Source organism: Myxacorys almedinensis A (genome assembly GCF_010091945.1).
GTDB lineage: Bacteria > Cyanobacteriota > Cyanobacteriia > Leptolyngbyales > Leptolyngbyaceae > Myxacorys > Myxacorys almedinensis.
Map to the genome: position 1 here is coordinate 16579 of NZ_WVIE01000035.1, position 22449 is coordinate 39027.

Consider the following 22449-nt stretch of genomic DNA (forward strand, 5'->3'; position numbering starts at 1 on the left):
TCAGTGTAAATCGTAAAATCGGTAAAAGTTGAAACGTTTGCTTAGCATTTTTGAAACTTTATACTTATGGCTTGAATGATGCGAATCATGAGTTGACAGAGGAACTTCAGCCGAGTTCACCAGTCAGTCTTCTAGACTGTGTAAGAGCAGAATTAGACTAAGTAAAACTACTACCGTTCGGGGTACAACGTATGTCGTCTATGCGAAGAGGGGATCGAAGAAATGAATCTGACGACAATGCCATGAATCACCCTCGTTCCCGGCAATCAGAACCTGCTTCTCCCCACGCGGATAGGCAAGTTCTAGCGACGGTACGCGCACAGCGAAACGAAGCACAGGTCGAGCGAGACAACTGGCAAAAAGTTGCCCAGGAAAAAGAACAGCAAGCAGAACAGACGCACCATCTGTATTTAGAAGAACAACAGAAATATCAAACAGCCCTGACGCTCTATCAAGAGGAGCAAACTCAGTCAAGGTCATATCTGATGCAGTTTGAAGAAGCTCAGACGCAAGCCACATCCTACTTGACGCTGTATCAAGACACCCAAACACAAGCGCAGTCTTACCTGACGCTGTATGAAACCGAGAAGGCACGAGGCGATGAGTTGTCCATTACATTTAAGGAAGTTGAAACTCAGCGCGATCGCTACTTGACGTTGTATACCGAGTCTCAAGATCAACTTAAGGTTGAACGGCGCTCTAAAGCTGGCATCAAGGGCTGGGAAACGCGACGCAAGCGGGAAAATCAACAGTTGAAGCAAGAGATTTTAGAGATGACTGTTTTGCTCCGAGATTCTCTAGATCGAAAAGAGGAGGCAGTCGATAATTTGTACGTTTTGGCGGATCGGATGGATCGCATTCAGCAGCTTGTTGATTCGGTCGATGAGGATTCTACGACAAATCCGATAGGTGTCGTTCAGAAACTCCAGCGTATATGGCAGATGGTCAAGGAAATTCTTGCAGAGTAAGAGGGATGGATGAGCAATGATTCTTCGATCGTCAAAGTGGTGAGTAGAAGAATGGCTGGCGATCGCATTCGCAATATCGCCGATCGATTAAAGCAGGAAACAGCGTTGCAAATCAAAGCAACGTCTCGCATTTTAGGGGCAGCCGCTCAGATTTCAGAAAATCACGATCGGCTGATCAATGAAGTCGTTGAAATGGTGGAGGAGGATTTTGAGCAACACCCTCCAGCGAAAGGGATCAACGTGTTGACGATTGAGCAACTCAAGCATCGGTTTGGAACGTTAAATCAGGCAAAGGCGCATTTTGCTACGAAGGCAAACAGTTGGGCGTCTCTGGTTGAGAAGCTCAACGAGCCAACGGCAACTCCACCTTCCCATCAAGATGAGGCGGCTGTTGATGCGCGATTGGCAGCAATCGAGAGTGATCTCAAAACATTACGAACGGATCTAAATCAGGCTTTGAGCCTATTAGACCTGATCTTGAAAAAGGTTTCCTAGAGCAGAGAACCGTGCTGCTTAATCAGCTTGGGTAATAAACAAGACCTAATCTGACGGCTTTGATCGGCGGCAAACCTCAACCCAAGTCGAAACTACCCCCCCTGCCGCAATGATCAGCAACAGTTCTGTGCTCAACACAGTATTCACGTTCAACTCAGACAACCCATTAAAGCCAGCCATGCCGAGAATGACACACCAAAAAAATAACGTTGATCTCTGAAATTTCAGCATTCGCTTAAGCGCCACTTCCGCCGAGTAAAAACAGCGTCACTAGTGTGCCGCTATTCCACAGCGCATGTAACAAAATCGATGCCATCAAATTTTGAGTCCGGGTGTAGACAAACCCCAGAATAATGCCCAACGTCATCAGCGGCAACACTTCTGAGAGACTGAGATGCACCACAGCAAAGATTAAACTACTGAGCAGAATCGATTGCCACGTTGAAAAATATTTAGTGAGAGACGAGAGCAGAAAGCCTCGAAAAAAGGTTTCCTCAAACAACGGAGCCGCGATCGCGGCGGTTGCCAAAAAAATCATCAGCGCGATCGGATCGCGACCCTCTAGCGCCACCGACAAAATTGGATTGCTGCCGCCCCGCCCTTGCCAGATCAAGCTGTTGACCCACGACACCGCCACCACGAGCGGATACGCTGCCGCATAGCCGCCCAATCCCCACCAAAACCAGTTGCCCCGCAAACTAAAGCGGAACCAGCCTTCTGGCAACGGAAGGAACGATCGGATCGACCCATACAAAACGCCCAAGCCCCCCGCCGCCAGCAGCACGTACGTCGAGAGCGACAACAGCGATTTTTCGCGCACAGAAAAGGCAGCCGACTCTATATGAAAGACGGATTGAGCAATGCCCAAGCCAATCGGCAACAGCAGCGCGCCAATCAGAACTTGTCCGACAAAAAAGAAGCCCACAATCAACACTTGCCAGATAATTTCCCAATCCCACGGAACTGCCCACGTCACAGCATCCGTTCCGGCAAGCAGGGCTTGTTTTCCTCTAATAGCGCGTTGAGCAATCAGAAAAATCAGCACACCGATGCCGATCACTATCGCGATCGCCGGAACGGCATTTGCCCCTGCCCACTTTAGAAATGCCTGTTGTGCGGATTGTTGCTGCACCGTCCGCAGTTGAGCGAGATCCTCGGAGCGCTGCTGGAGGTCGTAAAGTTTTGCGAGTCCCTGGTAGCGAAACCACCCGTTGAGGTTTTGTTTGAGAATCGGTTCGGCTTTGGGCGAAATTTTTGCAGGCTTGCTCCACAGGTCGCTCAGAACCGACGCTGTGTTTTGAATAGAAGTTGAGACCGGACGTTGATTCAACGTTGAGCGCACCGTTCGCGGGGGTTCTGGCACAGGATCAATCGCAGATGGCACGCTCTTAAGCTGTGACCACGTTGCGATCGCAGCCGCTACTTGATTTTCTTGGGCTTGCAGCACCCCGATTCGCACATCTAGCTCATTGAGCAACGACTGCTGCTGTCGCAATTGCGCCGTCGCCATCGGGCTGCTGGGGTCGTCTATGCGAGAGTGCAGAGTTGCGATCGCGCCTTCCGTTGATTTGCGTGTTTTTTGGTAAGCCTCTAGTGCGGTTTGCACCGGTTTTTCCCCAGACCCATTGAGTTGCTGTGCGCCCTGCCATTCCGACGCTTGTAGCAATAGATCCGTCTCGTAGAGCGTTAAGCGGCTTTGAAATTGCGGCTGATTCCAGCTTTCAAACAAACTGAGGAATACGGAAGCTGCCGCAACCAGGGTCAAAAGCCCTAGAAAGATTCGCTTAGCTGTCATGGATCTACCTGTGCCTACATGTCTCTGAGCATTTACGTTAGCACGGGATGAATAAGAGTGAAGGACAACAGTAGCGGCTCTTAAGTATGATTCGCTTTGACAGCAAGGGCGATTGTTCCGATTTCTCAATACACTTGGCGGCAGTGATGTAGAAATCCGTGTCAAAACTAAGCCTGGGTCTAGTTCTCAGGCTCAAACAAAGGTTGTCACTGTCTAGAATCGAGAAGCTTGTGCGATCGCATCTCTATGCAAAGCATTGGTATATAAAAGCTCAATCTGAACGGCTCTATTGGATTATGAATGGTTTGCAGGCATCCGCGATCTCTGAATTTGCTGAATCTTCGGAGAAGCGCTTCTCAATCGCTCTAAACTCGTTCCTAAAACCTTCTAGAGAACAGCAGGCTCGACTCCCACAGATCTACACACATCCAAATCACGGTAGAATCATTCTGACTTTTGCCCCAATCTAGAAAAACAGGGAGGAACCCGTTTGAGTACTCGCGTTATTTTGGTGCGCCACGGAGAGAGCAGCTACAACGCAGAACGCCGAGTTCAGGGGCATTGTGACTTATCATCCCTCACCGACAAGGGCGAAGCTATGGCAACTCAGGTTGCAACCGCCCTCCAAGAATTAACGTTTGATGCCGTGTATAGCAGCCCCCTGCAACGGGCAAAACGAACCGCAGAAATTATTCTGTCAGGCTTAACCACTCCGCCTCCCCTGCAAACCACCGATGACTTGAAAGAGATTAGCTTACCTTTGTGGGAAGGCTTGCCGTTTACAGAGGTCGAAGCGAAGTATCCGGACGAGTTTCAAGATTGGAAAGATCAGCCCCACAAGCTGAAAATGACGCTCCCGGATGGCACCGAATTCTTTCCGATCGCGGCTCTCTTTGAGCAAGCCCGGCGATTTTGGCAAACCTTGCTCTCTGACCATGCCGGACAATCGATTTTAGTCGTTGCCCATAGCGGCATTAATCGCTCGTTGATTTACAGCGCCATTTCGCTGCAACCTGAGCATTATCACCGCTTCCAAATTTCAAATTGTGGTATCAGCATCCTCAATTTTGCGGGCGAGTTGGGGCAACCTGTTCAGATCGAATCGCTCAATATGACCTCTCATCTAGGGGAGGCGCTCCCCAATCTCAGACCAAAACACCAAGGTCCGAGGCTGCTTTTGGTGCGTCATGGCGAAACGGAGTGGAATCGCCAAGGGCGTTTTCAGGGACAAATTGATGTGCCGCTCAATGACAACGGACGCCACCAAGCCGAGCAAGCCGGGGAATTTCTCAAGTCTGTCCCCATCGACTATGCGGTAACTAGCTCTATGTCTCGCCCCAGAGAAACCGCAGAGATTATTCTCAAGCATCATCCTGGCGTGCCGTTAGCCCTACGAGAGGATCTACGCGAAATTAGCCATGGGTTGTGGGAAGGCAAGTTTGAAGCCGAAATTGAGCAGAGCTATCCGGGGCTGCTTCATCAGTGGCAGCTTCATCCTGAAACGGTGCAAATGCCAGAAGGCGAAAACTTGCAGCAGGTTTGGGAGCGTGCGATCGCAGGGTGGAATGCGATCGTTCAAGCTTATTCGGGGCAACCCTGCACGGTGATGGTCGTGGCTCACGATGCCATCAACAAAGCCATTCTGTGCCACGTCTCAGGACTCGGAGCCGAATCGTTTTGGAACTTTAAGCAGGGCAACGGAGCCGTCAGCGTCATCGACTACCCAACTGGAGAAACCAGCGCACCGATGCTGATGAGCATGAATATTACGACCCACCTGGGCAGTGTTTTGGATAAGACGGCTGCCGGAGCGCTGTAGTAACCGTCATTGTAGGAGTCTAGGTTGGGGTCTAGGGCTGAGTTTCTGGCGCGTTTTGTATCGTTAGGTTTATGTTGTCTCTTCTCCAGCAAGTTCGGCTGCTCGACCCGGTGGCAAACACCGATCAGATTGCGGATGTCTTAATCGAGGATGGTGTGATTCGCGCCATTGCACCTCATCTTTCCGAGGTTCCCGCCGAGGCTCAGGTTCGCTCGTGCCAAGGATTAGTTTTAGCGCCCGGTCTAGTCGATCTCTACAGCCATAGCGGAGAGCCAGGATTTGAAGAACGCGAAACGCTCGACTCGTTGATGCAAGCTGCGATCGCGGGCGGCTTCACCCGGATCAATCTCCTCCCCGATACTCACCCTGCGATCGATAATCCAACCACCGTTGCCTGGATCGCCAGCAAAGTTGGCTCTGCTCCTCACCTTAGCTGCTGGGCAGCGCTCACGGTTGATACCCAAGCTCAGCACATGACCGAGTTGCGCGACCTTGCCAACGCTGGGATCACAGGATTTAGCGACGGCAAGCCCATTACCAACTTCAGTCTTCTGCGACGGCTTCTAGAATACTGTCAGCCCCTCCAGAAGCCAATTGCCCTGTGGGCATGGGAACCAGAATTAGCCGGAATGGGGGTTGCCCGTGAAGGGGTCAACGCTTTGCGCTTCGGCTTGTCGGGTGTTCCAGCGATCGCAGAAACCGCCCCCCTCGCTGCCCTGTTGGAATGTGTAGCAGAAATCGGGACGCCCGTTCATCTGATGCGAATCTCCACGGCTCGTAGTGTGGAATTGATCCGGCTTGCAAAGGCGCGCGCTGTGCCGATCACGGCTAGCACAACCTGGATGCATCTCCTGCTAGATACAGATGCCCTCGCCAGATATGATCCCCAACTTCGGCTCGATCCACCTTTGGGAAATAGTGTCGATCGCGCTGCGATCGCACAAGCCGTCAAAGACGGAGTGATCGATGCGATCGCGGTGGATCACAGCCCCTACACCTACGAAGAAAAAACGGTTTCTTTTGGCGAAGCGCCCGCCGGTGCGATCGGTCTTGAACTAGCCCTACCCCTGCTGTGGCAAGCCTTTGTTGCTACCGGGCAATGGTCTGCACTAGAGTTGTGGCGCGCGCTCAGTTCTCGTCCCCTGGAATGTTTAGGTCAAAAACCAAGCGCCTTGCATCCCCTTGCCAAACCTGCACCCTCGCCAGCCGCCGAACTGGTCTTATTTGATCCCGATCAGACCTGGGTTACTAAACCTCAGTCCCTTAAGTCGCTGTCAGACAACACCGTCTGGCTAAACAAAACACTGACTGGGCGGGTTCTACAGGTCTGGACGTGATCTTAGGGTTTTGGGGCTACCGTTTAGAGCTAGTTTTTCTAATATTCCGGTCTTGGCACAATTTCCCCAAGGCGATCGGGAGGCCAAAACCTTACCACAGCGCGACCGATAATCTTCTCGCGAGGGACAAATCCCCAATAGTGGCTGTCGTAGCTGTTGTTGCGATTGTCTCCTAGCACCAAGTAAGAATTTTCTGGAATGACCGATGGGCCCCACTGATATTGGGGGGCTTCGTCTTTCCCAATGTAGTCTTCTCGTAAGACCTGATCATTGACATACACTCGCCCGCCCTTAACCTCGATTTTGTCGCCCGGTAGCCCAATCACTCGCTTGATAAACGCATCATGAAAGTTTTGCTTCTCCAACGTTGCGGTCGGTGAAAAAACAACCACATCGCCCCGTTGAGGATTCTTAAAGCGGTAGCCAAGCTTATCAATAATTAGCCGATCATTGATTTGCAAGGTTGGCAGCATCGAGCCAGAGGGAATGTATCGGGCTTCTGCCACAAATTGGCGAATGCCGATCGCTAGTACCGCACTTAGCCCAATGGTCTTAAGCCCCTCAAGCCAAGGATTTTCGCCCTTGGAAGCTGAGGTGTCATTTTTCGGTGCTGGGTTTTCTACACGAGCCATAAGATATTAATGAAAACAAGTAGAGATTGAGGTCACGATCGCGTTTGTCTAGTTTAATCTACACGCAAGTCAATCGACTTTCAGTAGTGTAACGATGATTTATTTAGGTTGTTCAAGACCGCGCCTCTGTAGTCTAAACTGAATAACCATCGATCGCTCGTTTTAATTATGTCTGCGTCATCTCTGCTGATCCGCCATGCACAGATTTTGCTTCCATCAGGAGAATTTATTTTAGGGGATGTGGAAATTCGGTCGGGCAAAATTGTTCGAGTTGGAGACCTGCTAACGCCGCCAGAAAATGCAACTACTCTGATTGACGCAACGGGCTTAACTTTGTTGCCAGGAGTAATCGATCCGCAGGTTCATTTTAGAGAGCCAGGGCTAGAGCACAAAGAGGATCTCTTCACCGCAAGCTGTGCCTGTGTGCGGGGCGGCGTGACATCGTTTCTAGAAATGCCGAATACGCGACCGCTCACCACCACCCAAGCCGCGTTAGATGACAAGCTAAAACGCGCCTCTGAGAAATGCTTGGCAAATTATGGCTTTTTTGTGGGCGCAACGGCAGAAAACTTGCCCGATTTGCTCAGCGCAACCCCCACGCCAGGGATCAAGATTTTTATGGGATCAATGCACGGTGACTTGCTAGTCGATGAAGAGTCGGCATTAGATCCCATTTTTGCCACAGGAGAGCGGCTCATTGCTGTCCATGCTGAAGACCAGACTCGGATTCGCGATCGCCGCTCCCAATTTACTGGCATCAGCGATCCTGCCGTTCACTCGCAGATCCAAGATAATCAAGCGGCTCTCAACGCGACTCAGTTAGCGCTAAAGCTTTCCAAGAAATATCAGCGTCGCTTGCACATTCTGCATATGTCTACGGCTGAAGAAGCAGAGTTACTGCGCCGCGAGAAACCCGTTTGGGTGACTGCCGAAGTGACGCCGCAGCACCTACTGCTCAACATCAATGATTATGAAAAGCTTGGTTCGCTGTTGCAAATGAATCCGCCGATTCGCTCACCCCATGATAATGAAGTGCTTTGGCAAGCGCTTCGCGATGGCGTGATTGATTTTATCGCCACCGATCATGCCCCTCACACGCTCGCAGAAAAAGCCCAACCCTATCCCAACAGCCCTTCTGGAATGCCGGGGGTCGAAACCTCTCTAGCGTTGATGTTGACCCAAGCCAAACAAGGGCGCTGTACCGTTGCCCAGGTTGCGAACTGGATGTCTGCGGCGGTGGCGAAGGCTTATCAAATTCCCAACAAAGGATTAATCGAGCCAGGATATGATGCTGATTTAGTTTTGGTAGATTTGGAAAATGATCATCCTGTGCAGCGGGAGGACATTGTGACCAAGTGCGGATGGAGTCCATTTGAGGGCTGGAATCTAACTGGGTGGGCACAAATCACGATCGTGGGTGGGCAGGTCGCGTACGATCGCGGCACGCTAAACACAAATGTTCGAGGTCAAGCTTTGCAGTTTGGCTCGTAAGACGCGACTCATTCTTTGGCTCAAATCCATCGGCTCAAATCCATGGGTGCATCAGAGCCACCCCATTTGCGTTAAAACCCGCCTTAATAATCCAATAGGTTTTGAAACTCGATGTCCTAAAAGCTAGTCTCAAAACCTGTTCGCTAACGAGCATGGAGGGATTCGAACCCCCGACCCTTAGAACCGGAATCTAATGCTCTATCCACTGAGCTACATGCCCTTACGCTGCAAAGTATAGCACACCCAAATCAGCCCCTTGCCTTCGGGTGCGGAATTGGGCTGAAACTCGCAGTCAACTACAGTCCGTAGGGTTTGAATTTTGACTGCAAGTTCCAGGCTAATCATGGGTCAGGACGCTACTTTGGCCGGAGTGCGCTGTCGTGCTGCATTTTTGACAGCAGTAGGTTCTGGGCTTTGCATCAAGAAGACCAAGAGCGGATTACTCTGCAACTCTCGCCGCAAGATTCGTTGTACCTCCCGCTCGATCTGAACATTTAGCCCTGCCCAGTCCACCTCAAGCTTTTTATCAAGGGTGCGAGCAAACTCAGACCAGCGATCGCGCAATACAGTTTCGATCGCGTCCTGAATTCTGGCTTGTAACTGATCGCGGTTTACCGACGAAACCACGCCTCGCAGATGCATTTCTGGTTTGGCAAATAGACGACCATCGAGGTTGATCGATGCTGCGATCGTCACCATGCCATCTCCGGCTAGCTGCTGACGTTCCTTCAACACCCGCTGATCTACCATGCCAGAGCGAGATGTATCGACTAATTCAATTCCCGCCGGAACTTTCTCACCCTTGCGGATAGAGTCTTTCTTCAGTTCCACCACATCACCATTATCGATAATTACCATATTCTCAGCCGGGATGCCCATACTCTGAGCCGTTTGGGAATGTTTGATCAGCATTCGATGCTCACCATGCACAGGCAAGAAAAACTTCGGGCGAGTCAAATTAATCATCAATTTGTGATCTTCCTGGCAACCGTGCCCTGAGACGTGGATGCCGTGTTCGCGTCCGTAGATCACTTTTGCACCCAGCATCATCAGCCGATCGATAGTGTTGACAACTGCGATCGTATTGCCCGGAATTGGATTCGCCGAAAACACAACCGTATCGCCTTCCCGAATCTTGACTTGGCGGTGCTCGCCCTTAGAAATCCGCGTCATGGCAGACATCGGCTCACCTTGCGAACCGGTTGTCAGAATCAGAACATTCTCATCGGGAATTTTGTGAATCGTATGCAGCGGTTGCAGCAAATCATCTTTACACTTGATATAGCCAAGGGTGCGAGCATGGGCAATCACGTTCAGCATCGAGCGTCCCACAACAGCAACCACACGTCCATGCTTCTCAGCAAGTTCTAGGATCATATTGATCCGATGCACAGATGAAGCAAACGTTGTGACCAGCAGCCGCCCTTTTGCTTGGCTAAAGACGCGATCGAGGTTCGGAAATACCGAGCGCTCCGACGGCGTAAAGCCCGGAATTTCTGCATTAGTCGAGTCGCTAATCAAGCAGTGAACGCCTTTTTCGCCGTATTCTGCTAGGCGCTGAATGTCGAAAGCTTCCCCATCAACGGGGGTATGATCAAACTTAAAGTCGCCCGTATGAATGACGACGCCAACGGGCGTATGAATCGCCACCGAGAAACTATCTGCGATCGAGTGAGTGTTGCGAATAAACTCGACGAAAAAATGCTTTCCAAAGCGAACAATGTCACGCGGGCTAACGGTGCGAAGTTCGGTGCGATCAGAAACGCCAGCTTCTTCCAGCTTGCCTGCAAGCAACGCCAGCGCCAATTTTGGACCATACATCACCGGAATATCTAGCTGCTTGAGGTGAAAGGCAATCCCGCCGATGTGATCTTCGTGCCCGTGGGTAATCACCATCCCCTTAATCTTGTGGCTGTTTTCCCGCAGATAGGTCATGTCGGGCAGCACAATATTGACGCCGTGCATGCCATCGGTAGGAAACGCCAGCCCAGCATCTAGCAAAATAATTTCGTCGTCATACTCAAACACGCAGGTGTTTTTGCCAATTTCGTGTAATCCACCGAGCGGAATAATTCTGAGAGTTTCGTTGTCTTTTGTCATGGGTTTTTTTGAGCGAGGGGTTGAAGAATTTGTTGTAGTCATATGAACCAGTTAGAGAAACTTTTTTGTGGAGAACTGCCACGGCTACTCCATCACGCCATCCGAACCGGTGAGGTGAAGCCATAGACCATGCGTTATTCGATTGTCAAGCCTGTATTGCCAAGACGGGGTGGAAAACGCTTACGCTAGAGCGGTTTTGAGCAGATCGAGATCGGTCATGATTTGAGCAAGATCAGCGCACGCTTTGTCCTCAGGAACGTCCATGGGTGGGCGCAAAGAGCCGACATTCCAGCCTTGCAAGTTCAGGGCAGCTTTGACAAGAATCGGATTGGTAGTCACAAATAACGCTTTAAATAGAGGAAACAGTTTGAGATGAAGTTGAATAGCAGTTTGATTTTGTCCTGATTCAAAGGCGCGGATCATATTTTGAAGTTGGCTGCCGACAAGATGGCTAGCAACGCTGACAACGCCTTTTGAACCAACTGCCAGCATTGGCAAGGTGAGTGAATCGTCTCCTGAATAAATCTCAAATTCTGGGGGAGTCAGTTGCCTTACTTGGCTCACTTGATCCAAATTACCGCTTGCTTCCTTGATGGCGGTAATGTTGGGAATCTCGGCAAGACGCGCTACTGTCTCTGGCAAAAGATTCTGACCGGTGCGCCCTGGAATGTTGTAAAGCATTAGCGAAAGTCTGGGAGCAGCCTGTGCGATCGCGCTGAAATGCTGATACAACCCGGACTGAGGCGGTTTGTTGTAATAAGGCACAACCTGAAGTGTGCCATCTATCCCTATTGTATCGGCTTTTTGGGTAGCTGCGATCGCTTCTTTGGTCGAGTTTGATCCGGTTCCTGCCATTACCTTGGCTTTGCCAGCAACCGCCCGCTTGACCACTTGAAACAGTTCAAACTCTTCATCCCAGGAAAGGGTTGGCGATTCGCCTGTGGTTCCGCACAGCACCAAGGTATCCGTTCCATTCTCAACGAGATGAACAGCTAATTGTTCTGCTACAGCATAGTTCACGCTGCCATCTGCCCCAAAGGGCGTAATCATTGCGGTCAAGACCCGTCCAAAATCCATAAAGTTATGTCGTAAGTCGTAGGGGACTAGCTATTGGCAGCCAGTGCCGGTTTGAGTAAATTCTTTTGGATCAAAAGTTCAGCAATTTGCACCGCATTCAGGGCTGCGCCTTTACGAATTTGGTCACCGCACAGCCACAACTCAAGCCCATTGGGATGGGAAAGATCTTGACGAATCCGCCCGACTAGCACTTCGTCTTTGCCGCTTGCATCGATCGGCATCGGGAAATAGTTTTTTTGCCAGTCTTCAACCAGTTTGACACCGGGAGCTTGACTTAAAATCTCTCTTGCGTGCTCAACGCTAAACGGTTGCTCAAACTCAAGGTTAATCGATTCTGAATGCGCTCGTAAGACGGGAACCCGTATACAAGTTGCCGTAATTCTTAGGTCATCTGCCCCAAAGATCTTCCGGGTTTCGTTGACCATTTTCATTTCTTCTTCACAATACCCCAGCGCATTGAGCGGCGAGTTGTGAGGAAACAGATTGAATGCCAACGGATAGGGAAAGGCTTGGGGCTTCGGCTGTTTGCCCTGCAAAATGTCGAGCGATTGAGTTTTAACTTCCTCCATCGCCCGTGCGCCTGCGCCACTTGCCGATTGGTAAGTTGAAGCGACAATCCGGCGGATCGGCTGAACCTGATGCAGGGGATATAGGGCGACCGCCATCAAAATTGTGGTGCAGTTGGGATTGGCAATTAATCCGCGATGATGGGCAGCCGCACCGGGATTCACTTCTGGCACAATCAGTGGCACAGAGGTATCCAGGCGAAACGCGCTGGAGTTGTCGATCATCACGGCTCCGGCTGCGATCGCGGGTTCTGCCCACGCTTTTGAGACTGACCCGCCCGCCGACGCCAGCACGATATCCACCCCTGCAAAGGAATTTGCCTCAACAGTTTCAACCGGAAGCGCTTCCCCGCGAAACAAAAGCGTGTTCCCCGCAGACCGAGGTGACGCTAGCAGCTTTAGGTCGGCAAGCGGGAAATTGCGGTGCTCTAGCAACTCTAGCAACTCAGTGCCCACAGCGCCAGTAGCCCCTAAAATGGCAACTCGATACGATTGACCCAAAATTTATGCCTCCCAAATTATGCGAACTTTAAACAGAAATACTTCAAACAGAAATAAAAGTAGCAATACACCGGTAGATAACGATTCGATAAGCGTTTTGAATCTCAAAAAATAGAGAGAATATCTAGCGAGTTTTAATAATCGTCAGTCTAAACCACTCTTGAGTTTAGCGGGGTTTGGCTTACTAACCTTTGCCCATCACAATTTGCACCTTATATTTTTTTGCACTTTATTTATACAGATGCCCAGGATTTTAACGGATATTACTGATAACGAGTACGAGAAAACTGAGTAGAGGCGCTGAGTGCATCCAGAGCCTATCGCGAGTGATGGATTAAATTCAAGCGTTCGGCTCATTAAAATTATCATCAACTTTCTTGAAGCCTTTTTGCCAGTATTCCCGCCATGGGGCTGACCTGACCCGAATATCCCCCCATTTTGTCAGAGCGGTGCGGTGCGCCTCTTCTGAATTCTTAAGATTTTGAATCGAAGGAATGGCTCATCGGTCGCTAGGATCGGTTAGTATAGCTTACTGCATTTGCAATATTTGAAACTGTTTGCGACTCATACGCCGATGAAAGTTACCCAGGAAAAGCTCCCCGCCAGCCAAATTGGGCTGGAAATCGAAATTACGCCAGAGATGTCGAAACAGACTTACGAAAAAGTTGTGAAAGACTTGACTCGTTCGTTGAATATTCCTGGGTTCCGTAAAGGAAAAGTCCCTCGTCAGGTGATCATTCAGCGCTTTGGTCTCACCCGCATCAAAGCCTCTGTGGTGGAGGAATTGGTGGATGTGGCGCTGAAAGAAGCGTTGAAACAAGAAAAAATCGATGCGATCGGCAATTTTCAACTGCGATCGCAGTTCGACGAACTAGTTGAAAAATTTAGCCCTGACAGCACGTTGACGATTTCCGCATCGGTGGATGTCCAACCTGAGGTGACGCTAACGCAATACCAAGGCTTCACGGTGCAGGCAGAAGAAGTTAAACCGGATGCTGAGCGAGTAGACACCACCATCGAAGGCTACCGCAAGCAAATGGCAACCCTGATTCCGGTAGAAGACCGTCCGGCTCAGAAAGGCGATACGTCGGTGGTTGACTATAAAGGACGCTATTTACCGGCAGGCGAAGACGCTGAAGCACAAGACGTTCCGGGAGGTGAGGCAACAGACTTTCAGCTTGAACTCGAAGACGGTCGCTTTATCGAAGGCTTTATCGATGGGATTATTGGCATGAAGCCGGGAGAGTCAAAGGAAATCTCGGTGAACTTTCCTGAAGATTATCCGCAGGAAGATTTGGCGGGTCGTCCTGCCACGTTTTCTATGACGCTGAAGGAACTGAAGGCAAAAGAGCTTCCTGAGTTAGATGATGACTTTGCAGAAGACGTGAGCGGCGGCGATTTCAAAACGATCGTTGAGTTGCGCGAATCGTTAGAAAAGCGCTATGCCGATGAAGCCGAGCAGCAAACTAAATCTAACAAAGAACAAGCCCTGCTCGATGAACTGCTAGGTCATGTCGAAGTCGATTTGCCGGAAACGCTGATCGAGCGCGAGGTTGAGTATATGATTACCCAAACGGCGATGCAGCTACAGCAGCAGGGAATCGATATCAAGCAGTTACTCAACCAAGACACGATCCCCATGTTGAAGGAGCGATCGCGCCCTGAGGCGATCGACCGGATCAAGCGCACGCTTGCCTTGGGCGAGGTTGCCAAGCGAGAAGCCCTCAAGGTCGAAGAGGCTGAACTCAATGAGCGAGTTCGAGAAATTCTCAGCGAACTGAGCGATCGCGAGATCGATCCCGAACGCCTCCGCAGTGCCGTCGAAGAAGATCTTCTCAAGGAGAAAATCATGGCGTGGCTCGAAGAGCACTCTACGATCGAGCTAGTCCCAGAAGGAACGCTGAAAAAAGATGAACCTGAAGCCCTAGATGACGCTGAAGTGTTGGAAGACGGCACTATAGAGGTCGAAGCGGTTGAAGCAACTGAAGAGGCTGAGTAGATCGTCACGCTGACGACCGGATAAGGGTTGGATAAGGGTTGAACAGACGAGCAACTCCTCACTGATCAACCCGACCGCCCTCAACTCTTTATTACCGATTCCAACAACTCCAAATGACTTGAGGCATAATGAGGGCAGAACGCGCAAAGTAACTCCGGTCTATCTCGCTTGAACAAACGACTTCGCTTATGGTTTACTCCCAGTCAGACTCTAATTTTGTTTACGGCTTAAGCACCTTCGATGTCGTTTCTGCCGCTCCTAATGCCGTCGTACCGATGGTCGTCGAGCAATCTGGGCGCGGGGAACGGGCATTTGATATCTATTCTCGCTTGCTACGAGAGCGCATCATCTTTCTAGGCACTCAAGTTGACGATACGATCGCAGACTCGATTGTGGCGCAGCTTTTGTTTCTAGAAGCCGAAGACCCCGAAAAAGATATTCAATTATACATTAATTCTCCGGGTGGCTCGGTTACAGCAGGCATGGCAATCTATGACACCATGCAGCAAGTTAGCTGTGATGTCGTGACAATTTGTTTTGGCTTAGCTGCTAGTATGGGGGCGTTCCTGCTTTCTGGCGGCACTCAGGGGAAGCGGATGTCTTTGCCAAGCTCTCGGATTATGATTCACCAACCTCTTGGTGGCGCTCAGGGGCAAGCGGTGGATATTGAGATCCAAGCCAAAGAGATCCTCTATCATAAGCGCAAGCTCAATGAACTGCTGGCTCAGCATACTGGGCAGCCCCTAGAGCGTATCGAAGATGATACAGAGCGTGACTTTTTTATGTCTGCTCAAGAAGCCAAAGACTACGGATTGATCGATCAGGTGATTTCTCGACAGAATCTCCCCCAACCCGGAGAATCTGTTGTTGCAGCAAGATAAGAGGCAGATATGTCCAAGTACGACTCCCATCTGAAATGTTCCTTTTGTGGAAAATCTCAAGAGCAAGTCCGCAAGCTGATCGCGGGTCCAGGTGTCTACATCTGCGACGAATGCGTTGATTTGTGTAACGAGATTTTAGATGAAGAGTTGTTCGACTCTGGTGCGGCACCGCAGCCTGTTCCAAAACGAGAGCAGGCTCCGGAAAAGCGCCGCGTCAAATCTGCTAATCTCTCGCTCAATCAGATCCCCAAGCCGCGCGAAATCAAAAAGTATCTTGATGAGCATGTCATTGGGCAAGACGAAGCCAAGAAAGTCCTGTCGGTGGCGGTATACAATCATTACAAACGGTTGAGCTTTTTGCAGACGATCGGCAGCAACGATAAAGGATCTACTGATGATCATGTGGAGTTGCAAAAGTCTAATATTCTGCTGATCGGCCCAACTGGGTGTGGCAAAACTCTACTCGCTCAGACCTTAGCCGAGATTCTAGATGTTCCTTTTGCTGTTGCAGACGCCACAACGCTGACGGAGGCAGGGTATGTCGGTGAAGATGTTGAAAATATTTTGCTTCGCTTGCTGCAAGTAGCTGACTTGGATGTTGAAGAAGCTCAGCGCGGCATTATTTATATTGATGAAATTGATAAAATCGCCCGTAAGAGCGAAAACCCCTCGATCACCCGCGATGTTTCCGGCGAAGGGGTTCAGCAGGCTCTACTGAAAATGTTGGAAGGAACGGTTGCGAATGTTCCACCGCAAGGCGGGCGGAAGCATCCCTATCAAGACTGTATCCAGATTGATACGAGTAATATCTTATTTATTTGCGGTGGCGCGTTTGTTGGACTCGATAAAGCGGTTGAGCAGCGCTTGGGCAAGCGATCGATGGGCTTTATTCAGCCTGGAGATGCTCAATCGCGAGAGAAGCGAATTGCCGACATCTTACAGCATATGGAACCTGACGATTTGGTCAAGTTCGGTATGATCCCTGAATTCATCGGGCGGATTCCGGTGCAAGCGGTGATCAATCCTCTCGATGAAGATGCTTTGGCTGAGATTCTCACGGAACCGAAAAATGCCCTCGTGAAGCAATTCCAGAAGCTGATGAAGATGGACAATGTGCAGCTTGAATTTAAGCAAGATGCCATTCGTGCGATCGCACAAGAAGCCTACCGCCGTAAAACCGGAGCGCGCGCCCTTCGCAGCATTATCGAAGAACTGATGCTCGATATCATGTACGAGTTGCCGTCTCGCAAAGATGTAACTCGCTGTGCCATCACTCGCGAAATGGTGGAGAAACGCTCTACCGCAGAACTGCTGCTCCATCCCTCTTCTCTACCCAAACCGGAATCAGCCTAGAATTTAGCGTCGATCTACGAGACGGGAATGATACCGTAAATCTTAGACCTTAACTTCTAAGCGTTTAAGATGCCAAACATTCCTGTCAACGGGTATGACCACTATTACGAGTGGGTCACTGCATCAGGTGGCTCGGAGCCATCTGGTAAGCCTGTCTTGGTGTTTCTTCACGGCTGGGGTGGCTCGCTGCGCTATTGGGAAAGCACTGCGATCGCGCTATCGAAACAGTTCGATTGCTTACTTTACGATATGCGTGGGTTTGGTCGTTCTCGTCAGCCAGCGCCTCACTCGTCTGCCCCTTTTACAACAGCAGAGTACGAGCTAGAAACCTACGCCGAAGATTTAGCGAACTTGCTCGATCAGTTGGGGCTTCAGCGAGTTTATCTCAATGCTCATTCGACCGGAGCTTCGATCGCAGTTTTCTTTCTAAATCTCTATGCCGACCGAGTTGAGCGTGCCATCTTAACCTGTAGCGGCATTTTTGAGTACGACAAAAAATCATTTGATGCCTTTCATCGGTTTGGTGGCTATGTTGTCAAATTCCGTCCGCGCTGGCTCTATGGATTGCCCCTTATGGATCGGCTATTTATGCAGCGTTTCTTGCACCGTCAGTTGGCGGGTGACATCAGTCGATCGTTCTTAAACGACTTCTTGATGGCAGACCAGAATGCCGCGATCGGCACCATGATGACGGCGGTTAGCCAAAAAGCAGCCGAAGTTATGCCTCAAGAGTTTGCTCGGTTAACCGTGCCAACTCTGCTGATTTCTGGGGAACAGGATGTAATTATTCCGGCTGAGCTAGGGCGACGAGCCGCCGCGCTTAGTGAGAAGGTCAAGCATGTTGTGATGCCCAACACAGCCCACTTTCCCATGCTAGAAGATGCAGAAACCTACCTTCAGCATGTGAATGAGTTTTTAGGCATTTCGACCCCCGCAGGCGTTTGATTGCGAAATTTCGCTGTTACTGCTCTTAGCCCTGGTGATAGCCACTGATCGTATTGAGGATACACGGGTAGGCGAGGAGTCAGAGTCCAGCCTGCCTCGCTCAAAAGTAGTTCTAACTCAGCGATTTTAGGATGAGGATAGTCCGGATTCACTTCATCGTGGGGGCTGATTCCGCCTAGATCCCTTGCTCCTGCTGCTAAGCACGCGATCAGCAGTTCAGGAGTTGGGATTAGATTAGGCGGAATTTGCAAACAAATCGATTCGGGTAGAATCTTGCGAGCGATCGTGATCATGTCTACGATCGCGTCGATTTGAAACGCTGAACTTCCCCTGGTTTCATTGTGCCCAGGACTGTAGGGCTGCAAAATAACTTCTTGAATGTGTCCCCATCGATCGTGCGATCGGGCGATCGCTTCTAGCGTATCAATGCGATCGCGCTCTGTTTCGCCGATGCCCAGTAACAGCCCCGTGGTGAATGGAATGTGCAGTTCTCCTGCCCACGCAAGCTGCTGCGATCGCACCTCCGGAATTTTGCTCGGAGCATAGCGATGAACCGTTTCAAGTAAGGTTGGCGTCACTTGCTCTAGCATTAATCCCATCGATACATTGACTGCTTTTAACCTCTCCATTTCTGCAAAACTGAGAACTCCTGCATTGGTGTGAGGCAAAAACCCTAGCGATCGCGCGAGGTCGCACAGATCAAAGATGCGCTGAAACCACGCCGCCCGATAGGAACTATGCGGATGCACTTCACCACTGAGAACCAAAATTTCGATCACACCCCGGCTCCGCAGCGTTTTGAGGGTGGCTTCTGCCGCTGTTAAGCTCAGCCAAGTGTTGTGCTCCGGATCAGCCCGAAAATTGCAGTACGTGCAACGATTAAAGCACTCGTACGTGGGCACCACTGTGTAGGCAGGACTATACGTTACGATCTGAGAAAAGGTCATTTCGGTCGATCCAGTCACAGGTTCCCTTTAGAACGGTAAACTCAAAACCTAGAACTGTCGAATGTTGCAAGTCTTGAGTCAGACGCCCCAGGATTTGTTGCTTTCCAAGGCTTATCGCTTCAAATGATCGCTGTTGCCCAGAGCACCTTCGCTATCTGGAGTACCAAATTTTTTCATGCCCTGGCAAGCGTTTGCGCTTGGAATAAACATTTTTGATATGCGTTTTCACCGTATTAAGACTAATTCGCAGCATGTCCGAAATCTCTTGATAGGTGTACTCCTGACGCAGTAGAAGCCAGATCTCAGCTTCTCGATCCGTTAGTTCATACTTCTTCTGCTCTAGCGCAAGCTCGTCCCTTAGGGCAGCATAACCATCTTCTAGAAGAACCAGGATATAGCGCTGTTTAGACGCTTCACCCAGCGAGATCCACCGTAGGCACAGTCGAACAAACTGCCTCGAATCTCCTTGATACTCTACTACAAGGGCTTCTGACGATTCATTTCTTTCTCGCAGCAATCGGTAACAAGCATCCGCGATCGCAGGGGGAAAAACTCCTTCTGCCGTTTCTTGTAACTGCTGGCAAATCTCTTCCGCCTGACGATTCCAGTAAATCGGCTGAAGTGCTCCTTCAGACTTTGGTGAAGCCACTCGCGAAATCACCATGACGCCTTCTCGGATCGAGCTTAGAAGAACGCCCCAAAGTCCATCTAGACCGATGCAAGTTGCTCCACAAAGCGCTGAAGCAACACCCTTCTGTTTCTGGTGAGCGCGGTCAAACTCAATGGGAAATGCGTCATCGGTAAACGGCTTCTTGGAAATAGCGCATGGAGACGATTGCTTACGATCGCGTTGGCTAAACCAAGATTTGACGGGTAGCTGTAATTCGGGGGGTACAGAAAGTAGGCGGGCTGTCATAACTCAGAGTCCTCAAGCACTCCGCCTATTGTGGTTGCCCGAGGTGTGAAGATACAATGAGTACGCTGAACTTGACTGCACAAAGGTGAAGTAAACTGAACTAAACTGAGACACTACTAAACTTCACCCCTCCAACCTTGTCACAAAATGCTGGTTAAGGAATAATAAGCACGCAGCCATAGCAACACCAGAGTTAACCCAGAGTTAGCGCAATAGCGTGTCTACTTTGTTTCGTCATTGAGTTGAGTGGAAAATGCCTAAATCTGGCTTGTCGAATGTTCTAGCAGCTTCTGTAATCCAATAAGTTCACAAGATATTCGACCAGATCCTTGAGTAACCTATCGGAGCGACTTTGATTCAGGGACTTTAGATCGATAGGGCTACATCCCTATATTTTCGTTGATTGATTGATCGAACCGCTTCACCCAAATGGGTTGTTTTCACTGCTTTCGCGCTTTCTTTGCCTAGAGCCATGACTCCAGAACGCCTGAATGAACTATTTTCCATTGAACAGCAACGCGATTACATCGCCATGATGCAAAGACGCGGTGGTCTCACTCGCCAACGAGCAGAGTATTTTGTGAGACTCTGGGCCTATTTGCTGCTCAAGCAGCGCGAAGAGACCGACGGGCACTTGCCGCGATCGCTAGATCATCTTTCTGCGCCTAAAGGACTCGTGGCATGTACCCATCGCGAAGCGGCAGACCTCTTTTATAGCAATAAAGAACGAGGCAGCGATCGCGCAGCCGGCATGATGATCGATCGCCTTGCTGCCTTAGGATTACTCGATAAACGTTACGATGGTCAGACTCTGTCATTACAGATACGATCGCTCCCAGAATTAGAAATTCAAGAAGCCGAAACGCCCATTCAGTTGATTGCCGACAGCTTTAATCCTCGTACCGATGCGATTTCTGTTGCAAATCTATACGCTCGCAGCTATGCCGAACTGGTGCGCGATGGTGAAGCAATGGCAAAAATAGCCAGAGCACTTAGAACGTGGGCTTCCTGTTATCCCGTCGGAATGCGAGTTTTGCGCCGCGCAGACAATCTAAATGTCGTTGCCGCTTCTATTCTTTTTCCAGTTGCGAGTGAGTCAGAAGCTTACTTTTTCCAGTCTCCTAGCAAAAGTTTTTATCTCACCACCGATGCCCAAGTTGACCCTATCCAAATGGCACCCTTGGGCGACGAAACTTGCACATCAATCTACATCAGAGCCTGGATTATCGACCCATCATACATGAATGGCGCAACGCTCTATCAACTCTTAGAAGACACAAAGCAGGCACTCGTACGAATGCAAGCTGACTACCCCGGAATCTGTAATCTCTACTCGCTCATTCTTCATCCCATGTATGAAGAGCTAAGACGCGTTTTAGGATTTGAGCGCATTTGCCAAGACTCGCAGCGTTCATACACCTGGATTTATCTTGCGTTAGACCGGTTTTTACAAATTGACACAAAAAAAGCTCTAGCAAATCTGAGAATGAAGGACGGTGCTTCTTAAAAAATGAGAAGCTCGATCGAGTCAGTCATTCTTAAACCTTAAGACTCTACCAACACCCCTCAGAATATTTGCAGGGTGACACCACTCCCCGCTCTAGAGATTACCTTTCTTTCTAAGTTCACCATAGTTCGCTAATCTGCCTTGTGGATCTTCCCATAAGGTTGGTTTAGTCAGTTTGCTGCTCTGCTTATAGATCGCAAATAGCAACAATTTCTATGTAGATGAGGCAGGTTAGATGGCATGGAACCTGTAGGTTCTAGGTTTGATTTGCTGATAGCAAAGCCTACAAGGCATTTCATTCATATTTCTCCATAATTGAGAGAGTACTTCAAATTAGTCTGAGAATAAAGTTTATAAACTGCTTTACAAAATGATACGTTCCGCTTAATATAAAGGGGTGGGTCAGAAATGACTCGATTATCAACAACAAACGGAATTATAAGTACATGACGACAACCCTGCAGAGACGCGAAAGCGCGAACCTGTGGTCACAGTTTTGCAACTGGGTCACCTCCACCGAGAATCGAATTTACGTCGGCTGGTTCGGCATCCTGATGATTCCGACCCTGCTCGCCGCCACGATTTGCTTCATCACCGCCTTCATCGCCGCCCCCCCAGTGGATATCGACGGCATCCGGGAACCCGTGGCAGGCTCGCTCATGTTCGGCAACAACATCATCTCCGGTGCTGTGGTGCCGTCCTCCAACGCCATCGGCTTGCACTTCTACCCGATTTGGGAAGCCGCCTCCCTCGATGAGTGGCTGTACAACGGCGGTCCTTACCAACTGGTAGTGTTCCACTTTTTGATCGGCATCTTCGCCTACATGGGTCGGGAATGGGAACTGTCCTACCGCCTGGGCATGCGCCCGTGGATCTGCGTAGCTTACTCTGCCCCTGTAGCCGCCGCCACCGCGGTCTTCCTGATCTACCCGATTGGGCAAGGCTCCTTCTCGGACGGCATGCCCCTCGGCATTTCCGGCACCTTTAACTTCATGCTGGTCTTCCAAGCTGAGCACAACATTCTGATGCACCCGTTCCACATGTTGGGAGTCGCTGGAGTTTTTGGCGGCGCCCTGTTCTCCGCCATGCACGGGTCGCTGGTGACCTCATCCTTGGTGCG

Annotated in this window: 20 protein-coding genes and 1 tRNA gene; 11 read left to right on the forward strand and 10 right to left on the reverse strand. The window is 50.1% G+C overall.

Annotated elements, in window-relative coordinates:
• Window positions 1-242 precede the first annotated feature (242 nt).
• Entirely contained in the window at window positions 243-968 is a 726-nt protein-coding gene (locus GS601_RS20490) for a hypothetical protein (protein WP_238393410.1), read from the forward strand.
• Window positions 969-977: 9 nt separating this feature from the next.
• Window positions 978-1463 (forward strand): hypothetical protein, encoded by a 486-nt coding sequence (locus GS601_RS20495; protein WP_162425156.1) that lies wholly within the window; start codon window positions 978-980, stop codon window positions 1461-1463.
• A gap of 45 nt (window positions 1464-1508) precedes the next feature.
• Here GS601_RS20495 and GS601_RS20500 read toward each other — a convergent pair whose 3' ends face one another.
• Both GS601_RS20500 and GS601_RS20505 read right to left on the reverse strand, forming a co-directional pair.
• Window positions 1509-1694, reverse strand: coding sequence for a hypothetical protein (locus GS601_RS20500; protein WP_162425157.1), 186 nt, complete (start codon window positions 1692-1694; stop codon window positions 1509-1511).
• 4 nt (window positions 1695-1698) lie between these two features.
• A complete protein-coding gene (locus tag GS601_RS20505) occupies window positions 1699-3258 on the reverse strand; it encodes a CPBP family intramembrane glutamic endopeptidase (protein ID WP_162425158.1) in 1560 nt (519 codons plus the stop codon).
• Window positions 3259-3748: 490 nt separating this feature from the next.
• Here GS601_RS20505 and GS601_RS20510 point away from each other — a divergent pair, with 490 nt between their 5' ends.
• Entirely contained in the window at window positions 3749-5077 is a 1329-nt protein-coding gene (locus tag GS601_RS20510) for a histidine phosphatase family protein (RefSeq protein WP_162425159.1), read from the forward strand.
• 71 nt (window positions 5078-5148) lie between these two features.
• Entirely contained in the window at window positions 5149-6414 is a 1266-nt protein-coding gene (locus GS601_RS20515; RefSeq protein WP_162425160.1) for a dihydroorotase, read from the forward strand.
• 38 nt (window positions 6415-6452) lie between these two features.
• Here the strand turns inward: GS601_RS20515 and lepB are convergent, their stop codons facing one another.
• The gene (gene lepB / locus GS601_RS20520) at window positions 6453-7046 is read right to left on the reverse strand and encodes a signal peptidase I (protein WP_162425161.1); all 594 of its coding nucleotides are present in this window, start codon (window positions 7044-7046) and stop codon (window positions 6453-6455) included.
• 168 nt (window positions 7047-7214) lie between these two features.
• Here lepB and GS601_RS20525 point away from each other — a divergent pair, with 168 nt between their 5' ends.
• The gene (locus tag GS601_RS20525) at window positions 7215-8537 is read left to right on the forward strand and encodes a dihydroorotase (protein ID WP_202925238.1); all 1323 of its coding nucleotides are present in this window, start codon (window positions 7215-7217) and stop codon (window positions 8535-8537) included.
• Window positions 8538-8684: 147 nt separating this feature from the next.
• Here the strand turns inward: GS601_RS20525 and GS601_RS20530 are convergent.
• From GS601_RS20530 to GS601_RS20545, 5 genes are all read right to left on the reverse strand, one after another.
• Window positions 8685-8757, reverse strand: a tRNA-Arg gene (locus tag GS601_RS20530).
• Window positions 8748-8882 carry a hypothetical protein gene (locus GS601_RS23700; RefSeq protein WP_274382016.1) on the reverse strand — a complete coding sequence of 45 codons (135 nt, stop codon included), beginning with the start codon at window positions 8880-8882 and terminating at the stop codon, window positions 8748-8750. The genes GS601_RS20530 and GS601_RS23700 overlap by 10 nt, the downstream gene beginning before the upstream one ends.
• A gap of 3 nt (window positions 8883-8885) precedes the next feature.
• Window positions 8886-10637, reverse strand: coding sequence for a ribonuclease J (locus GS601_RS20535; protein ID WP_162425162.1), 1752 nt, complete (start codon window positions 10635-10637; stop codon window positions 8886-8888).
• Window positions 10638-10817: 180 nt separating this feature from the next.
• Window positions 10818-11714 (reverse strand): 4-hydroxy-tetrahydrodipicolinate synthase, encoded by an 897-nt coding sequence (gene dapA / locus GS601_RS20540; RefSeq protein ID WP_162425163.1) that lies wholly within the window; start codon window positions 11712-11714, stop codon window positions 10818-10820.
• Between the two features lie 26 nt (window positions 11715-11740).
• Complete coding sequence (locus tag GS601_RS20545; RefSeq protein ID WP_162425164.1) at window positions 11741-12781, reverse strand: aspartate-semialdehyde dehydrogenase; 1041 nt, start codon at window positions 12779-12781, stop codon at window positions 11741-11743.
• 574 nt (window positions 12782-13355) lie between these two features.
• On the opposite strand from GS601_RS20545, the gene tig reads away from it, so the two are divergent.
• The 4 genes from tig (at window position 13356) to GS601_RS20565 (ending at window position 17959) form a co-directional block, all read left to right on the forward strand.
• On the forward strand, window positions 13356-14780 hold the full coding sequence (gene tig / locus GS601_RS20550; protein ID WP_162425165.1) for a trigger factor: 1425 nt from the start codon (window positions 13356-13358) through the stop codon (window positions 14778-14780).
• 188 nt (window positions 14781-14968) lie between these two features.
• On the forward strand, window positions 14969-15661 hold the full coding sequence (gene clpP, locus GS601_RS20555; RefSeq protein WP_162425166.1) for an ATP-dependent Clp endopeptidase proteolytic subunit ClpP: 693 nt from the start codon (window positions 14969-14971) through the stop codon (window positions 15659-15661).
• A 9-nt stretch (window positions 15662-15670) separates the two neighbouring features.
• The gene (clpX, locus tag GS601_RS20560; protein WP_162425167.1) at window positions 15671-17014 is read left to right on the forward strand and encodes an ATP-dependent protease ATP-binding subunit ClpX; all 1344 of its coding nucleotides are present in this window, start codon (window positions 15671-15673) and stop codon (window positions 17012-17014) included.
• Between the two features lie 69 nt (window positions 17015-17083).
• Window positions 17084-17959, forward strand: a complete 876-nt coding sequence (locus GS601_RS20565) for an alpha/beta fold hydrolase (RefSeq protein ID WP_162425168.1) — start codon at window positions 17084-17086, stop codon at window positions 17957-17959.
• On the opposite strand, the gene cofG is transcribed toward GS601_RS20565, so the two are convergent.
• Together cofG and GS601_RS20575 are read right to left on the reverse strand one after the other, a co-directional pair.
• Window positions 17911-18906, reverse strand: a complete 996-nt coding sequence (cofG, locus tag GS601_RS20570) for a 7,8-didemethyl-8-hydroxy-5-deazariboflavin synthase subunit CofG (RefSeq protein WP_162425174.1) — start codon at window positions 18904-18906, stop codon at window positions 17911-17913. The genes GS601_RS20565 and cofG overlap by 49 nt on opposite strands.
• A gap of 151 nt (window positions 18907-19057) precedes the next feature.
• Window positions 19058-19822, reverse strand: coding sequence for a helix-turn-helix transcriptional regulator (locus GS601_RS20575; RefSeq protein ID WP_162425169.1), 765 nt, complete (start codon window positions 19820-19822; stop codon window positions 19058-19060).
• Between the two features lie 472 nt (window positions 19823-20294).
• Here GS601_RS20575 and GS601_RS20580 point away from each other — a divergent pair, with 472 nt between their 5' ends.
• Both GS601_RS20580 and GS601_RS20585 read left to right on the forward strand, forming a co-directional pair.
• A complete protein-coding gene (locus tag GS601_RS20580; RefSeq protein WP_162425170.1) occupies window positions 20295-21329 on the forward strand; it encodes a hypothetical protein in 1035 nt (344 codons plus the stop codon).
• A gap of 446 nt (window positions 21330-21775) precedes the next feature.
• Window positions 21776-22449: photosynthetic reaction center family protein (locus tag GS601_RS20585; protein WP_476638900.1), on the forward strand; the 674-nt coding region annotated here is incomplete at its 3' end.

Bases quoted from the DNA above. Each gene is read 5' to 3' on its own strand.
- GS601_RS20490 (WP_238393410.1), top strand. From the start codon at position 243: ATGAATCACCCTCGTTCCCGGCAATCAGAACCTGCTTCTCCCCACGCG.
- GS601_RS20505 (WP_162425158.1), bottom strand. From the start codon at position 3,258: ATGACAGCTAAGCGAATCTTTCTAGGGCTTTTGACCCTGGTTGCGGCA.
- GS601_RS20500 (WP_162425157.1), bottom strand. From the start codon at position 1,694: ATGCTGAAATTTCAGAGATCAACGTTATTTTTTTGGTGTGTCATTCTC.
- cofG (WP_162425174.1), bottom strand. From the start codon at position 18,906: ATGACCTTTTCTCAGATCGTAACGTATAGTCCTGCCTACACAGTGGTG.
- GS601_RS20565 (WP_162425168.1), top strand. From the start codon at position 17,084: ATGCCAAACATTCCTGTCAACGGGTATGACCACTATTACGAGTGGGTC.
- clpP (WP_162425166.1), top strand. From the start codon at position 14,969: ATGGTTTACTCCCAGTCAGACTCTAATTTTGTTTACGGCTTAAGCACC.
- GS601_RS20515 (WP_162425160.1), top strand. From the start codon at position 5,149: ATGTTGTCTCTTCTCCAGCAAGTTCGGCTGCTCGACCCGGTGGCAAAC.
- lepB (WP_162425161.1), bottom strand. From the start codon at position 7,046: ATGGCTCGTGTAGAAAACCCAGCACCGAAAAATGACACCTCAGCTTCC.
- GS601_RS20525 (WP_202925238.1), top strand. From the start codon at position 7,215: ATGTCTGCGTCATCTCTGCTGATCCGCCATGCACAGATTTTGCTTCCA.
- GS601_RS20495 (WP_162425156.1), top strand. From the start codon at position 978: ATGAGCAATGATTCTTCGATCGTCAAAGTGGTGAGTAGAAGAATGGCT.
- GS601_RS23700 (WP_274382016.1), bottom strand. From the start codon at position 8,882: ATGATTAGCCTGGAACTTGCAGTCAAAATTCAAACCCTACGGACTGTA.
- tig (WP_162425165.1), top strand. From the start codon at position 13,356: ATGAAAGTTACCCAGGAAAAGCTCCCCGCCAGCCAAATTGGGCTGGAA.
- dapA (WP_162425163.1), bottom strand. From the start codon at position 11,714: ATGGATTTTGGACGGGTCTTGACCGCAATGATTACGCCCTTTGGGGCA.
- clpX (WP_162425167.1), top strand. From the start codon at position 15,671: ATGTCCAAGTACGACTCCCATCTGAAATGTTCCTTTTGTGGAAAATCT.
- GS601_RS20580 (WP_162425170.1), top strand. From the start codon at position 20,295: ATGACTCCAGAACGCCTGAATGAACTATTTTCCATTGAACAGCAACGC.
- GS601_RS20575 (WP_162425169.1), bottom strand. From the start codon at position 19,822: ATGACAGCCCGCCTACTTTCTGTACCCCCCGAATTACAGCTACCCGTC.
- GS601_RS20535 (WP_162425162.1), bottom strand. From the start codon at position 10,637: ATGACAAAAGACAACGAAACTCTCAGAATTATTCCGCTCGGTGGATTA.